We start from the raw sequence: 15,505 nt of genomic DNA, 5'->3' as shown, positions 1-15,505 counted from the left end.
GGGCACTCCAGATTTTTTTGGAAAATGAGATTTATTGCAGGCTTGATCTCAAGTACGCTCCATCTCTTAAGATAAGCGCATAACGAAGAAAGAGGTGAGTGCAATGAAGTTATCCGAATATGCTAGTTATGACGGTCTGGGGCTTGCTGAGTTGGTCAAGCGCGGCGAAGTTACGCCACAGGAACTGACTGCATTAGCTTGCGAAGCTATCCGGCTGCTGAATCCGCAACTAAATGTGATGGCCGTCTCGATGCAGGAGCTAGCAGAAAAAGAAAGCAAGTCTGCTTTGCCGAATGGTCCGTTTACTGGAATTCCGTTTTTGGTCAAGGATTCAACTTTGCATGCGGCAGGAGTGCCTCTAAATAGCGGGAGCCGACTGGGGGAAGGAATGATTTACCCGTACGACTCCGAGATGATGAGGCGGTTCCGACAGGCAGGTCTGGTGACACTCGGATCTACCACAGCGCCCGAATTTGGCTTCAATGTAACAACGGAAGCGGTTCTGTATGGGCCGACGAGAAACCCTTGGAATCCGGATAGGAGTCCAGGCGGCTCAAGCGGCGGCTCTGCTGCGGCGGTCGCGGCAGGTATTGTGCCTATTGCACATGCCAATGACGGTGGCGGCTCTATCCGCATTCCTGCGGCTTGCAGCGGTCTGGTCGGCTTGAAGCCGACGCGTGGACGAACACCCAACGGTCCTGACAACGGAGAAGTACTGAGCGGACTGGGTATACAATTTGCCGTGACCAAGACGGTGCGTGATACGGCTGCACTGCTGGATGCGGTTGCGGGGCCAGACCCGGGGGCTTATGCTTGGGCCGAGCGGCCGAACCGTCCCTTCTCAGCAGAACTTGATGAGGAGCCGGGGAGACTGCGGATAGCCTGGACGGGCAAGCCCTTTTCAGGCACCCCCGTTGATGCGGAATGCTTGCGTGTCTTGCATGAGACCGTCGGCTTATGTGAGGAACTCGGGCATGAATTAGTGGAGGTATTGCCAGAAGTGGATTATGAAGCATTGTTTGTAGCGACGATGCACATATGGGCGGCCAACACGTATCATGGAATTGAGCGGCTTGCGAAGGCCCTGAATAGGAAGCCCTCGGAACATAATCTGGAAGCAACGATACTGAAAGCTTACCAATACGGCGCTACCTTAACCGCCCATGATCTACTTAATGCCCTCGATATCAGTGCGCAAGCGTCTCGATCCGTCGGTCGTTTCTTTGAACAGTACGACGTGCTGCTTTCCCCAACGATTGCGTCTGTGCCTTTTCCGTTGGGCGAGCTGAATGCCAACAATCCGGATATCGATCTAAGAAGCTGGACAGAACAAGTATTCACCCGTGCTCCGTTCACTAGTCTCTTTAATACGACAGGCCAGCCTGCTGTATCACTTCCGCTCGGTTGGAGCGTGGACGGCCTGCCGATCGGGATGCAATTTGCTGGGCGATTCGCCGACGAAGCTACACTGCTGCGGCTCTCCGCCCAATTGGAAGCCGCCCGACCATGGAATCATAAGCGTCCCGTCATTCATGCAGCTAGCAGCCAATAAGCGATTCATTTTCTGATCAGACGAACAGAAACCCAGGTCGACTTAGTAAAAAGATAGTGATAGCATGTAGGTTATTTTTAGGTTCCTTATGATAGGGATGGAAAATCACAAAAAGGAGAGCATATGCGGAAATAATGCGGATGTGGATAGATTAGCAGAAGTATATGCAAATGATTCCTATGACATAGAGAATGTGTACTCTGAGAACTTAATGAAAATGGCGGGGCAAACGACTCAAACTCATCATAACTGAGGAAGAGAATCGGTAGGGCTTGCATAGTCTGGAATCGCACGAGGAGTTGCAAAACGCCCCCTCGGTATGTTGATCAGCCAAATGATCCAAGTGGGGGGCAAGGAAAGACAGCCCCAAATAAGTAAGATAAGCGTTAATGTATTAGAAAAGGCTAGGCTTGGAAAAACTAATTTTCCTAGCCTGGCCTTTCTGCTTAACATAAAATGTTAAACCCGTTCAATACAAGGCTTGTTTTTGCTATCCTAACCCGCTTCGTTGTTATGCTGCTACGGTTTAATTTTTAAGTTGTGATTGGTTTTTACGATATTTGATTGAGTTGTTGCAGTTGTTACACTTGGCGCAGTAAGCATCCTCTCGATTCTTTCCAGCCGATCTATCACCATAGCTATGGAAAAAAACAAAACTGAACCAATCGTTCCACTTATCCACCAAGCCCATGCAGGATGTAAATCGAACAAGTTGCTGAATAGTTTCAATGATTCCTCAGCACGAACACCCATAATAAGACTTCCCACTAATATACAAATTCCAATAAGCCGTAATATACTTGCCATCAAGCTTCCTCCTGTTCTTCAATATAATTTCGACATCTTCCACATGTATCCTTTTAATCGAATGCAAGACAAGCAAGGGTATTCAATAATAAGCATCCGTAACAATCGGCCACCTCAATCGATACTATGGTTTAGGAGGGGATGCGATTGCAGGATCCATTTTTTAATACAGCCACGATCCATACGATTCGCAACGGAGTCGAAGTACATGAGTTGTGGCTGCTTATTAACGCACGCTACGATGAGACCGCCAAGCGATTCAAGCGGATCAATGTCGACAATTTTAGCTTCGGTTGGCAAATGCAGGCTTGCGGCACGTATCCGGGTGAAGAAAACATCGGAGATTTAGACAATCAGGGAATGAATTTATGGAAGGCTAACGGGAAAAAGGCATACAGTGTAGGGGATCCTGCACGTGACCAAACCGGTGAAGATATCGGGGCTCTGCAACCGGATGGAAGCTGGCGTGAGTTCGGAATCATGCTGGGATGGAACAATCTGTTTATGTGTGACTCATATGGGGGAGTGACGATCGGAGGATCAGGCATTGAAATTGACGGCTCAGGCATATCCCCGCTCAGTAGGCTTTCACTGGGTAAATTCAGCGGTGGAAGCTTAGTCCCGCAGCGTCCTATTCAAGATTATGTGTTTGCCTATAACGGAATGTGCTGGAATGTTCAACATGGGCTGTGGAACAAAGATATTGGGGAACAGAGCGGCCTCTTCTATGGCTTGGCAGCACCAATCCACTACAATGATAAGGCTGATGGCTCGTTCAACCCGGATTCCAACAAGGCGAACATGGACAAAGCGGAAGTGGTCGTCATGAAATTGCCAGGAGGGAAATCTGCTCAGATCGAAAATTGGGAATATCTTGTGCAAATAACGAGCAGCGGGAACGCAAAAGTCCACGGATATGATGTCCCGCTAACTCAAGCCATAACCGTTAGTTTAAATCAAAATCAAGCAGCTGACGTATTTTATCCGAATTCAACCTGGAACAAGAGGAATGCGCATATCTTGGGTGTTAAGGGAATGAAGGCTGATGGAACGACAAAATCGGTTCAAAGCTATGATGCTTCCTACTATGATTATGGCATATATCTCAGTATGCCTGCTGGATATGCCCAAGCGGAGGTTCTATTGTCGAGAATCGGAATGTCGTCGGAATGATGTAATACAAAAGAGCCGCTTGGCTTAATGGCCAGCGGCTCGTCATTTTCTATAGATGCTATTTACATTTTAAAAACCCATTTATATTCTGAAGGATTCCATTCGATCTTTCCATCCTTGTTCAATTTTCCAAATTCCATAGCAACTGTTTTGTTGACTGCTTTCATCCCGTTGTCAAAGGCAAAAGTGAAACGCTTGCCGAATGTTTCTTCAATGCTTTGAACTGCATCAGCCAAGTTTACGACGATATCTCTTTTAATCTTGTTGTACAACCACAGTGCAACGTGTTGTTCGTTCATTTTACTTGCTCCCTTCATAATTCCTATATTCACGGCTGACAGTTTTGGGCTTCTCCGTCCTAAAGTCTGATCCCGTATCTTTATATTACTACAAGATCCTACCCAATCCTGCTATGTAAATGTGAAGATCTTTTGTCATTTAACGCTTATATGCTTGAGTGCATAGTTGCTTTACTGTGATAAAACATAAATGGAGCACACAGTTGAGTAGAATCTACTTCTTAAATAATCATATCCTTTTCCCATTATCTTATGCTAAGGTGAGCGGTTTGCGACTACGATTGAGAACTTGTATACAATTATTTAACTTGTATGTAGAGGAATTTCGATTATGATAAAGGAGTAAGAGGCGTAAATGATCTGACTTTTGAAAAATGGTATTGACATGGTGGAGTAATGAGAGTATAATCACTATTCAATAGCGCAACACACTCCCTCAACCGTCATTTCACCGTCCATTTCGCCAACCACTTGTCTGTCCAATGGTTCGTTACTCACTGTTGCTTCGTCCCTTTTTTAAGCTTGGAATTGTAATTGTAGTGAAGTTTGCTTTATTTTTATTGGCTATTTTAGTTGTGAAATGTTATGAGGATTGATCATCCTATGCTGGGATGATGTTTGAACATGTTGTGAAATGTTTAATCATGTTAAAGAAAGAGAATTTTAAGAAACCTGACTCATTGAAAATAGAGCTAGGAGGTTTTTTCTTAAGAAGTTGGAGGAATACAAATGAATACAATACTAGTAAACAATTGGTTGAATCACATGGGTGATTACCGTGCAAGCCGTGCATTGAATGAGCGTAGATTGACTTATCGCATGTCTTATGTACAAGATATGAAGATGAACATGGTGGGTGCGCGTCGTGAACAAGACAAGTTGCGTCATGCCATTACACGTGCGAAGGAACAAGAAATGATCTTCCATGCTGCATGCTCGAAACTTGATGCTGTACATCGCGATGCATTGAATACGCGTTACATGCACAATCAACGAGGCATTGAACCTGGTGTCATTTCCGAAGCGATTGATGCTCTTACTGCGGCATTGCAGTTGATGGAGAAGTACGGAGCGATTCAGTATCGTATTGTTGAAGGCTATGTGATTATGAATTTTGTACAACAGCGCACAGCGTAAGTGTATAGGATGCGATCAGGATTTTATAAACTGTCATCTCACGGACAGTTCTCGTCCGCTTTAGCATCTCATATTGCATCTCATTTTAAACGATTGGGTGAGCATATGTTTTTGGAAAGTATGGAACGTTAACAGCCTCTTAAGGATAAAAACTTAAGAGGTTTATTTATTTTCATTTACTTTAATAAATTAACTTATTAAATCATTCCCCTAAGCCCCTCGCTTTTTTTTTCTAAAGAGCCTAAAGCAGAGCCTGCCCTAATTGTAATATAAGGCTGGAATGCGCCCCCTTGCTTGAACAGATGAAGAGAGCGCTCTTCCCAATTAGAACATGGATTGATAGAACATAACTGCATCACAGATGCGTGATGCAATGAGCGTCTGAGTTCGTGGTTCGGTCAGCAGCTTGCGATCCCGATCATTGCTAATAAACCCGGCCTCAACAATCACTGCTGGCTGCTCCACCCGCTTGAGCAAATAATAAGTAGGGCCAAGCTCTGGCTGCTGATGCGATGCAAAGATTGGATTCAATGATTGTTGTATAAACCAAGCGAGCATTCGGCTTCGCCCTTCCTTCTGATGCAGCACAATCGGGCCGCGTGCAGCTTTGTTTTTGTTCCAATTGACATGAATGCTGATGAATACGGATACGGGGAGTTCTTGACTTAGCTGCCGACGCTGTGCAAGATCCTTGCGATGTCTAGAGCGGGTGGCCGACCATCGGTTATCATCGCTAAGCGCATAATCACCGGTCCGGTTGACAATGACCGGAATGCCCCTCGATTTCAGCATAAGATACAACTTCTGAGCGATAGCTAAATTAATGTCCTTCTCCAAGATATTGCCGTGAGTTGTTCCTCCATCAATTCCCCCATGTCCTGCATCAATTAAGACCAGCTTAGAGAATGGAAGACTCGGAAGGGCTCCATTTGGTTCTGTATTGGGTGGAACAGATGCTGCAAAAGGAACAGGGATTGCGTCCACGGCTAACTCCTGATATACGGCTGTCTCATTTGTGGCGGCAGCACGTCCAGCATGTCCGACCCCAATATTAGCGGTACACCCGATGACAATAGCTATAATGCCAGCGACCATTCGGCGCAATCGCGATGCACATGACGGTTGATGTAGCATGAAGCAATCCCTTCTTTCTGTCACATGGTCAACATAATCACTCCATCTTTATCGTGTACAGCGAAGCCCAACCTCATTCCTGCCAATTTGGGTTGGTGCGCCGTAGATCTGGGTATCCTAAGAATGACGGGGCGAGGCAGCCAAGAGATAACGACGAGAGGATTGAGAACCGTTATGGCTAAAGCAGGAAAAGGAGAAGACTTGATTAAATACATTACACAACGCGTTGTCACCTATATGGATACGCCGGTTGAAGCGCGTCGGGAGCGTCAAATGGAGCGGAAAAATCGTGCAAAGGAATCGTGGCAAACGAAGTGGTTCGGAATGGTGCCATTCGGAGTCAAAATGTGGGCTGGCCAATGGGGGAGTGCAAGCAAGCCTCTGCTCAAGCGGGCCAGAGAACTAAATGTGCTCCGACTATTGCGCAAACAAGTCAAAACAGCCTCAAATTCTCCATCATCAGGATCTGGGACGCCTTCTCAACCTTAGGCAAAAAAAAGGGGCACGCCTTTGAAGGTCGTGCCTCTTTGCAGGGATCAAGCTATGAACATATTTTTATGACTGTGGAATAAATGCCCCCGCCTGCAGTGCATCTGAGGAGGGGAGCCAGCGCACGGATTTCATGTCAGGAGAAGCGACAATTACATACACATTGTCTCCTGTATTTGCCAAATCGCTTGAATTGCTCTGACCATCTCTATTTCCTCCTCCAAGCATCCATCTCTGAATCCCGATATACGAAAAAGGTTGATTAACAGCCCCGCCACTTATGCGCTGTACATAAACCCAATTTTGATCACGATAAGTAAGAGGAAGCTCCTTGGAGCTATTCATAGAAAGCTTAGTCATCCACTTAACATTCTCATAGGGATCGAATGGTGCAATCAAACTGCTTGATGAGGCAACCTCGCTGTAGCTCTGCGAGGAGGCGACCGCATGGGAGGATAGCAATTGTGTCGGAAGCAATCGTTCCTTGCCGTCCAAGCGACTAGATTGATTCTCTGAGGGCTGACTCAGCAATGTAGGACCATCATTTGCATCTCGTTTTGTTGGCGCTGGTGCATACTGCTTCGGCAGCGGGAGCCATTCTCCACTTTGTGCATCAAGCCAATCAACGATCCCGTTGTGCCATTCCACTCGCCATACGGTAAGCAGCGGGGCTAGCTGGTACGGGTAAATACTCGTTACCTGAACTTCCTTATTACGTTCCTCAGCAAGCTGCTGCTGTCGATCTAACAATGCATCCTGTAAGGTTGATTCATCGAAGGGCTGCTGTTCGCCAATCCCATATTCCGACAGTCGTATTCGACCATCGGCATCTGCCTGTAGAATCATATATCCAATTTGCTTTTGCTTGTCCATGACGCGGATGAACCACCCATGCATGCCAGGGCCAAGAGGGAAGCGTTCCGTATCTGCATGCTCCCATTGCTGGAATGGGGCTTTCTTGGCGAGCTGCTGCTGATAGTGGATAATTGCTTCATCAATTCGTTTGTTCTCTCCACCCCCTGAAAGCGGGGTCAAAGATGCGGGTGCAGACTGGAAGGTGTGATAGGTAGACGAAGCAGAAGTAGACGTCAAGATGATCGAATGTTCACTAAATAAGGATTGTTGAAAGGAGAGCGGAGCATAAGCTTCGCTTACCAAGTTCTCATTGGTTCTGCCCGATAGTGGTTTGGCTTCGCTTGATGCAAACAGAATGCCGACAGTAACACTGCCAGCTACAAGGGAAGTCAGTGCAGCGGATGCGGCGATATATGCCAATTTCGTCCACCAAGGTTCATTATTCATGCGAATCACCTCTAATTTCCGTTGTTACAGGCTTCCTGTATCGGTTGCTGTTAGTTGATTTCCTTAATTGTAAAGGACAAGCTCTAAAAATGGTGTCGTTCCATTGTTCAGGTGCTTGTCCTTTACACGTTCTATTTTTGCCGCAATGTGGCGTTTCTGCACTGTTCATGATTGATAGGCTTAGGCCAATGTCGAAGGAAGATGAATCAGACCTGCATTGAGAAAATTGACCGCAATCCGAGGCTCGAATTGCCACCGAATCTCTTGGCACCTCATGTCATATTGCTGCTGGATCTGTTCTTGTTTCGAAGGGGAATTTGTATTCCCTTGTTCGGGGTCCGTGTCGGAATCATCCCCGCCATGCTTGTCCTTGTTGGATGGCATATTCGCAGCCTGCTCGGCATCGGTGCTGAATTGCTGAAGCTGAGGTTCGTAATAAGACTTCAATCTCGCAAGCTCTTCTTCCAATCGTTCTGACGCCTCCACAGCCCATGTATTGTCATAGGTAGAGATGAGATCGATTAAATGTCTTTCTACAGCCTCGCGGGCTTGTTGAATAGACAACGACCAAGGCGCAACATGCACATTGGAAGGAAGCTTAGGGGACAAGGGCATGGACAGCAATTGTTCCATGAAGTCAGTCCGGATGCGTCCCGTTACAAGAGATATTCCGAACGAATGAATTTCCTCTCTCTTCAGATCGCAAGCAAATTCGACGTTAAGATTTAAGAGAAGCCATGGCTCATATGCAGTAGAACGCTTACTACCTCGTGTGGAACTGCTTGCAGCAGTACTGCCGGCATTGGCTGGTTCAGCGAACAATTGAATGAATCGACCCTCGTCATGAACCGCTTGCATGATGCTCGACAACCGCCGGCTGCCGAAGGTAACATCCTCGCGTGGAATTCGTCCTAAGCCTCCACCGCCGCCTGTGAAGGCGGGTGCTACGCCGAAGTAGCGACCGAGGATGGAGTCGCCGGGGGCTGTACCGGCAGGGGTAGAGCCCGGAGGCGGAGCAATAGCTGCACCAGTTGGCGGAGCTGTGGCGTTACCCGCAGGTGGCAGGACTGGCGGGGCAGAAGGTCCACGAGGGGGTTCAGGCGGCATCGCAGAAGGATCGAATACGAAGGTGAATCGCATCGTCTCGGGCTCTGCCCCTGTGCGATCAACAAAACCCCAATAGTAGGGACGGTTCGTAAGCTTACGGTCGGCTCGTTCTGACAGCTTCACGGTTACACTGGCAGGTGAGGTCTCCATGATATGACAATCGGTGGCCTCCAAATAATCGAGCACAAATCGTCGTACTTGCTCCGTATTCATTCCTTCCTACCTCCTATTCCTGTCATCATCCTTCAATCTCGGCACTCATGTTATGCAGGAGATTACTTATTGCTGCACTCTTCTCGTCGTCTTCCATATCTATTTCTTCACGTATCGCATTTAACGAATTGCCTAAACGCTCCACCTCGGTGCGAATCAGATCTTCCGAATCCGATTCCAGAAGAATGCGGGAGAGGCTCTTCTCGAGAGAATCCTGCTTCTCGAACCGTTCTAGGATCATGTCGAGACTGCCGATGACCATCTCAAACATGTTGATTTTCTCATGAAGCAGGTTCAATATATATTCTTCAATCGTTCCTTGCGTTGATAGGTTGTAGATCTTCACATCATTGTTCTGACCAAGCCGATGTACCCTACCAATCCGCTGCTCTACGCGCATCGGGTTCCATGGCAAATCAAAATTAATCATATGATGGCAGAACTGCAGATTGATACCTTCGCCCCCGGCTTCTGTTGCAATCATGACCTGTGCCCGTCCGCGGAAAAGATCCATCATCCAATCCTTCTTGCCGCGGTTCATCCCTCCGCTGTAAGGAACTGCGACTAGACCGGCATTGCGGAAATACTGCAGCAAGTACTCCTGGGTAGCTCTGTATTCGGTAAACACGATAACTTTTTCATTAATCTCGCGAATAATGTTCATCGCCGTTTCGGCTTTGGTATTCGCATTAATGCCTTTAATGAGATCGACAAGATCCCAGATATAATTGCGAATAGGGGAGTCCTCGGCAAGCTTCTTTGACAAATTCACGAGTGTTAAGAAGACGGCATCCCGACTGGAGCATACTTCCCGCTGCAGCGTAATGAGGGAGAACATGCTGCCGATATCCCCGCTGCTTGTTCGATATTGCTCCTTTACAAATCGAGTGACGCCATCATAGAGCGCCTGTTCTTCCGGCGAGAGGGTGAGTGGAACATTCTTAACGATACGCTTCGTAAAATGAACATTGCCTTCACCTCTGCGATTGCGCACCATGACCTTCGATAGCTCGCTCTGGAGCATGCCCTCATTCTTCGGCATCCGCTTGTCTGCGACGAAGTTCGTGCTGAACTCCCCTTGACCGCCCAGCTGACCTGGCTTCAGCAGATTGATCAAGTTATACAACTCGTTCATATCATTCTGAACGGGTGTAGCTGTTAGCAGAAGACAGTATTTCTTGCGCAAATGCTGAATGAATTGATAGTTCGTTGTTTTCCGATTTTTCAGTTTATGGGCTTCGTCAACGATTAACATATCGTATTCCTGCTCCATGAGAATTTCCTTGTGCGGATCGCGTTTAGCAGTATCCATGGAAGCGACTACGATGTCATTTGCCCATTGATATCCCTTCTTTTGGGCGATCGCAGGAATGTCGAACTTATGGTTCAGCTCACGAACCCATTGCAGCACAAGTGAGGCAGGCACTAAGATGAGCACTCGCTTCACAAGTCCACGAATCATATATTCCTTTAAAACAAGACCGGCTTCGATCGTCTTCCCGAGACCTACCTCATCGGCTAATATTGCTCTGCCTCGCATATCATGCAGCACTTTGCGGGCTGTCTCTAACTGATGCGGCAGTGGATCGACGTTTGTAATATGAGTTAAGCATTGAAGCTCGTCAAATGCATGAATTCGCTTTGCCTGCTGGGCTTCGTATGCAAGCCGGAATAAGGTCCAGTCATCCCAAGGGCTGTTTTTGTCAATGCGAGCAAGAAGCTCGTCCGTCCATCCGTTCTCGATAGTAAGGGGGATGCGACCTATTGCAGCTGTGCTAGTACGGGAGGATGTGGAGGGGTTATCTCCATTAATACCCACAGTTCCCATAGATGCTTCGATTCCGGGGTAAGCTAGTGTCGTAGAAGCGTTACTCGGTGTACGAGACTCTTCGTTCGACGGCTGATACGTACGCATGTTATCTCCCTCCTTAATCGATTCGTTATTCTTCATTACCGTGTAGTATGGACGTAATCTTCTTATTTCATAACTGTTCATACGATACGATGGAAAGAGTTTGAAATGAGGGATTTATCACAGTGGTTTTGTATATGTTGATGTAAAATACTTTTTGGACACTAGATATAGTGTTGAGTACATACCATGTAAGCAGGTCTAACGCACGTGGTTGTTGATAAAGATTTGATGAAATGAAGAAGCACAGGAGGTTGTTCTCTTTGAATATGCCACAGAAGAAACGCTTGGAAGGACTAAGTGAGAAGATATTTCTAGATCGATATGCAAAAAAGGATGCAGATACGAATAATACCCGAGTGGGGGACGTTGTACTTGTATTAACGAAAGATGATCCGAAATTTCCGACGAAGGAGGTTGGAGAGGTTACTGCACGTAATGGCCGGAACTTATCTGTTGCACTCCGAAGCGGGGCGACCATCCAGACGTCTATTGAGCATGTGACGCTGACCGTGGAGAAAACACCGGAGGAAATGTGGGATCGATTGGCATCTGCAATTGCCTCCGTTGAGACTACGGAGAAGCAAGCGGAATGGACGGATAAATTCAGATATATTCTCGATGATTGGAAGCTTGTCCCGGGTGGACGAATCGCAGCAGGAGCAGGAGCAAGCGAGGAGCTAACCTTGTTCAATTGCTATGTCATTCCGTCTCCGAAGGATAGTCGAGGCGGGATTATGCAGACGCTCTCGGAAATGACAGAAATTATGGCTCGGGGTGGCGGCGTTGGCATCAATCTATCCTCGCTTCGTCCAAGACGGGCTATTGTGCGTGGTGTTAATGGCTCATCCAGTGGCGCGGTTTCATGGGGAGGCTTATTCAGCTATACGACAGGACTTATCGAGCAGGGCGGCAGCCGGCGTGGTGCCTTAATGTTAATGATGTATGATTGGCATCCGGACATTTTGGATTTTATTACGGTGAAGCAGACCGCAGGTCAAGTGACGAATGCGAACTTATCTGTCTGTGTTAGCAATGGATTTATGAAAGCCGTGAAGGAGGACTTGGACTGGGAGCTTGTATTCCCAGATACGAGTGATCCGGACTATGATGAGCAGTGGGATGGAGATTTGGAGAAGTGGAAGAAGGCGGGCAAGTCCGTCATTCCTTATCAGACAGTTAAGGCCCGCGACATTTGGCATACGATTATAGAGTCGGCGTGGAAGTCTGCGGAACCGGGTGTTGTCTTCATGGAGCATTATAATCAGATGTCGAACAGCTGGTATTTTAACCCGATTATCTGTACGAATCCTTGTGGAGAACAGGGACTGCCGGCGTGGGGTGTCTGCAATTTATCTGCGCTCAACCTGTCCAAGTTTTATGATGCTGAGAAGCGGGATGTTGCTTGGGAGGAGCTATCGAAGGTAACGCGTTATGCGGTGCGCTTCCTCGATAACGTCATAGATAAGACTCCGTATCATTTTGAGGAGAATAAAAACAATCAACAGAAGGAGCGGCGTGTCGGGCTGGGCTCGATGGGATTGGCAGAATTGATGATCAAGCTTGGCATCCGATATGGAAGTCCTTACTCGCTCGAATTCCTTGACCGGCTGTTCGGCTTTATTGCCCGCGAGGCCTATTTGGCTTCTGCGGATATTGCTGCGGAGAAAGGGGCTTTCCCTGCCTTCCAAGCAGAGCCATACTTGTCAAGCGGCTTCATGAAGCAAATGTGCGGTGTATATCCTGAGGTCGAAGAAGCAATTCAAGCGAAGGGGATGCGTAATGTAACGGTCATTACACAAGCGCCGACGGGCAGCACGGGTACCATGGTTGGCACTTCCACCGGGATCGAGCCGTACTTCGCCTTCAAATATTACCGCCAGAGCCGTCTCGGCTATGACGAGCAGTTCGTGCCGATTGCGCAGCAATGGAAGGATGCGCATCCGAACGACCAGCTGCCGGATTACTTTGTAACAGCGATGGATCTGTCAGCAGAGGATCATATACGTGCCCAAGCAGCGATTCAGCGCTGGGTGGACAGCTCGATTTCCAAAACGGCGAACTGCCCGAGTGACTTCGCAGTTGAGCAGACGAAGGAATTGTATGAACTGGCGTTCGACCTCGGATGTAAAGGTGTAACCATTTACCGAGATGGAAGTCGAGACGTGCAAGTGCTGTCGACGGAGAAAGAGTCGAAGCAGGAAGAGAGCAACCATTCAGGATCGGGGCAAGCTGATTCCCATTCGAACTCGCAGCAAAAGCAGTCTGAACAGGATGATTCCCATACGAACAATCAGGAGGAGCCACAATCAACACAAGGAGGGGTTCTTCATTGCGAGTCTTCCTTTGTCTCTGAGGGTCAACAGAAGACGAAGAACAATGGGGACGGAAATGAGCAGCAGCTTCATCGTCAGGATACTGGCTCGTCTGGTGCATCGTCTTCGAGTGTCTCTTCAGATCGTGAACAGAAGGATGGAGTACGAGCGCAGGAAAGTAATGACGGTCAGGAATCTACACATGGCAATACTTCTCCTTCTGCTGAGGTAACTGCAACCAAGGGGGAAGAATCTGAATCAGCAAGCTCAAATAATGTGTACAAGCGCCGTCCACAAGTATTGCGCGGCGCAACGTATAAGATTAATACGCCGTTCGGGATGGCGTACATTACGATTAATGATTTGAATGACATTCCTGCAGAAATCTTCTTAAACGTCGGCAAGGCTGGATCCGATGTATTTGCGATGGCGGAAGCGCTAGGCCGCGTATGTTCCCTGTTCCTGCGCTATGGCGACCATGGCAACAAAGTAGAGCTGTTAATCAAGCATTTGAAGGGAATCGGTGGTTCAGGCTCCGTTGGCTTCGGTGCTAATCGGGTGGAGTCGATTGCAGATGCAGTCGCAAAAGCGCTGGAGACACATATGCAGGAGCAGGCATGTGATCAAGAGCGTCAGCGAAATAGTAAAGGGAGAAACGGTCAGCAGAACCATCAAAATGACAGCGGTCAGTCGCACAACAATAATAACCAACAATCGAGTGAAAATGGCTATCAGTCAAACAACAACAATCAGACTGCCAGTGGCAATCATCAACAGGTTAATTCTTCACGACAGGAATCGATCGAACAGGAACCAATCGCAGCTGCAATTGAAGATTCATCATCTGCTCAGAAAGATACATCTCCACCGATGATGAGCGGGATGTCGAGAGACTTATGTCCTTCCTGCGGCTCAGCTTCTCTTATCAATATGGAAGGCTGCAAGACGTGTGCGAACTGTGGATACAGCCGTTGTTCATAAAGAGCATATGTTTGATGATTTGAGAGAAATGAGTGCTGTGAATCATTTGTATGTAACGTTCATTATAATAGTCGGGGCAATACATCGGCTACCTTGTCAATGTGGCGGCATGGATAACAATTCGGTGGCGTTGCTTGAATAATGAAGAGAGGCGCGCAGATCAAATCGCCGATTAATGGTTACAAAGTAGTATAGGGCAAATGGAAAACCCCCGTGAAGCTGCTGTGGCAGCGCCCCGGGGGTTTGTGTTTTGGTCTGGCGCAGCATGACGCCAACTATTTAACCCCTGACAGCCTGTAGTATGGCTGCAGCCGGTCCCTGGTTGTTTTCTAGTTGCATAAAATGAACGGGAGATTACCTTAAACTTCAGATCATTTTATATAGGTTAACAGAATAATGACACTTCTAAAACAACAAAAGCCCTACCTCTCTTTTGTCCTTGCGGCTCCGATGACCGCGCCAGTGTGAATCAGAATTTCGTCTTTACATAAACTCATACTTCGTTTGGGTTATTCAAAATAAGAATTTAAAACCTCGTGGTCACGAAGGGTTATTCTTCTAGCGAGGAACGTAAAAGGGGTTAAATTTAACTTACAATATCATATTATATCACAGATGTAACTATCTGGCAAGGGTTCTATTGGGTTCTACTTTGGGCTGCACGGGCGGAGCCGGAAATAACAAAACTGACCTAAATGGTATCCTGATGAGAGTGTTTTCAGTTATTAATTAGATATTGGCTAGAGCCAATTAAATGACGATCAATGTGTTGCTGGCAAAGTTTGAAGTGAAGAGAGTGGATTGGTTAAAAAATTGTTGTTCATATGAGCAGTTGACTAATCTTGCAGCGCATTTAAAAATACAAAAAAAATTACCTGGCAGTGCTTCAATTTCAAAATAATATACTGGAAATACGAATTCTTACTTATTAAAAAATCGAATGAAATATTTAGGAACCGCCGAATACCGAGCGGTATGTATGTCAGAAAAAGTTATTAATTAACAATTTGGATATTGCAAAGAAAAATTTGGTATGTTACTATTGCGCTAACACTTACGATAGGAGTTGAAGAGGGTAATGTAG

11 protein-coding genes are annotated in these 15,505 nt (G+C 47.0%); 5 read left to right on the top strand and 6 right to left on the bottom strand.

The features are described from left to right. Positions 1–103: 103 nt before the first annotated feature. A complete protein-coding gene (locus tag ABN764_RS27015; RefSeq protein ID WP_446673673.1) occupies positions 104–1,552 on the top strand; it encodes an amidase in 1,449 nt (482 codons plus the stop codon). 519 nt (positions 1,553–2,071) lie between these two features. On the opposite strand, the gene ABN764_RS27010 is transcribed toward ABN764_RS27015, so the two are convergent. Then, positions 2,072–2,359, bottom strand: coding sequence for a hypothetical protein (locus tag ABN764_RS27010; protein WP_446673672.1), 288 nt, complete (start codon positions 2,357–2,359; stop codon positions 2,072–2,074). 147 nt (positions 2,360–2,506) lie between these two features. Between ABN764_RS27010 and ABN764_RS27005 the strand changes: the two genes are divergently transcribed. Next, positions 2,507–3,532, top strand: coding sequence for a hypothetical protein (locus ABN764_RS27005; protein WP_446673671.1), 1,026 nt, complete (start codon positions 2,507–2,509; stop codon positions 3,530–3,532). A 62-nt stretch (positions 3,533–3,594) separates the two neighbouring features. Here ABN764_RS27005 and ABN764_RS27000 read toward each other — a convergent pair whose 3' ends face one another. Next, positions 3,595–3,831, bottom strand: coding sequence for a DUF6953 family protein (locus ABN764_RS27000; protein ID WP_065293771.1), 237 nt, complete (start codon positions 3,829–3,831; stop codon positions 3,595–3,597). A 729-nt stretch (positions 3,832–4,560) separates the two neighbouring features. Here ABN764_RS27000 and ABN764_RS26995 point away from each other — a divergent pair. Beyond that, positions 4,561–4,968: a hypothetical protein gene (locus tag ABN764_RS26995; protein ID WP_021253184.1), complete on the top strand. Its 408-nt coding sequence runs from the start codon at positions 4,561–4,563 to the stop codon at positions 4,966–4,968. A 324-nt stretch (positions 4,969–5,292) separates the two neighbouring features. Here ABN764_RS26995 and ABN764_RS26990 read toward each other — a convergent pair whose 3' ends face one another. Then, positions 5,293–6,102, bottom strand: a complete 810-nt coding sequence (locus tag ABN764_RS26990; RefSeq protein ID WP_446673670.1) for an N-acetylmuramoyl-L-alanine amidase — start codon at positions 6,100–6,102, stop codon at positions 5,293–5,295. A 174-nt stretch (positions 6,103–6,276) separates the two neighbouring features. On the opposite strand from ABN764_RS26990, the gene ABN764_RS26985 reads away from it, so the two are divergent. Then, a complete protein-coding gene (locus ABN764_RS26985) occupies positions 6,277–6,591 on the top strand; it encodes a YqzE family protein (RefSeq protein ID WP_021253182.1) in 315 nt (104 codons plus the stop codon). Positions 6,592–6,657: 66 nt separating this feature from the next. Here ABN764_RS26985 and ABN764_RS26980 read toward each other — a convergent pair whose 3' ends face one another. The 3 genes from ABN764_RS26980 to ABN764_RS26970 form a co-directional block, all read right to left on the bottom strand. Next, positions 6,658–7,893, bottom strand: coding sequence for a hypothetical protein (locus ABN764_RS26980; protein ID WP_446673669.1), 1,236 nt, complete (start codon positions 7,891–7,893; stop codon positions 6,658–6,660). Positions 7,894–8,073: 180 nt separating this feature from the next. After that, positions 8,074–9,213 (bottom strand): YqhG family protein, encoded by a 1,140-nt coding sequence (locus tag ABN764_RS26975; protein ID WP_446673668.1) that lies wholly within the window; start codon positions 9,211–9,213, stop codon positions 8,074–8,076. Between the two features lie 25 nt (positions 9,214–9,238). Then, positions 9,239–11,128, bottom strand: a complete 1,890-nt coding sequence (locus ABN764_RS26970) for a DEAD/DEAH box helicase (RefSeq protein WP_446673667.1) — start codon at positions 11,126–11,128, stop codon at positions 9,239–9,241. A gap of 266 nt (positions 11,129–11,394) precedes the next feature. On the opposite strand from ABN764_RS26970, the gene ABN764_RS26965 reads away from it, so the two are divergent. Further along, complete coding sequence (locus ABN764_RS26965) at positions 11,395–14,421, top strand: adenosylcobalamin-dependent ribonucleoside-diphosphate reductase (protein WP_446673703.1); 3,027 nt, start codon at positions 11,395–11,397, stop codon at positions 14,419–14,421. Positions 14,422–15,505: the final 1,084 nt, after the last annotated feature.

Origin of the sequence: Paenibacillus wuxiensis (assembly GCF_040195695.1) — a bacterium.
Taxonomy (GTDB): domain Bacteria; phylum Bacillota; class Bacilli; order Paenibacillales; family Paenibacillaceae; genus Paenibacillus_B; species Paenibacillus_B suaedae.
The sequence above is the reverse complement of the archived record's forward strand: the minus strand, read 5'-3'. Positions and strand labels throughout refer to the sequence as shown.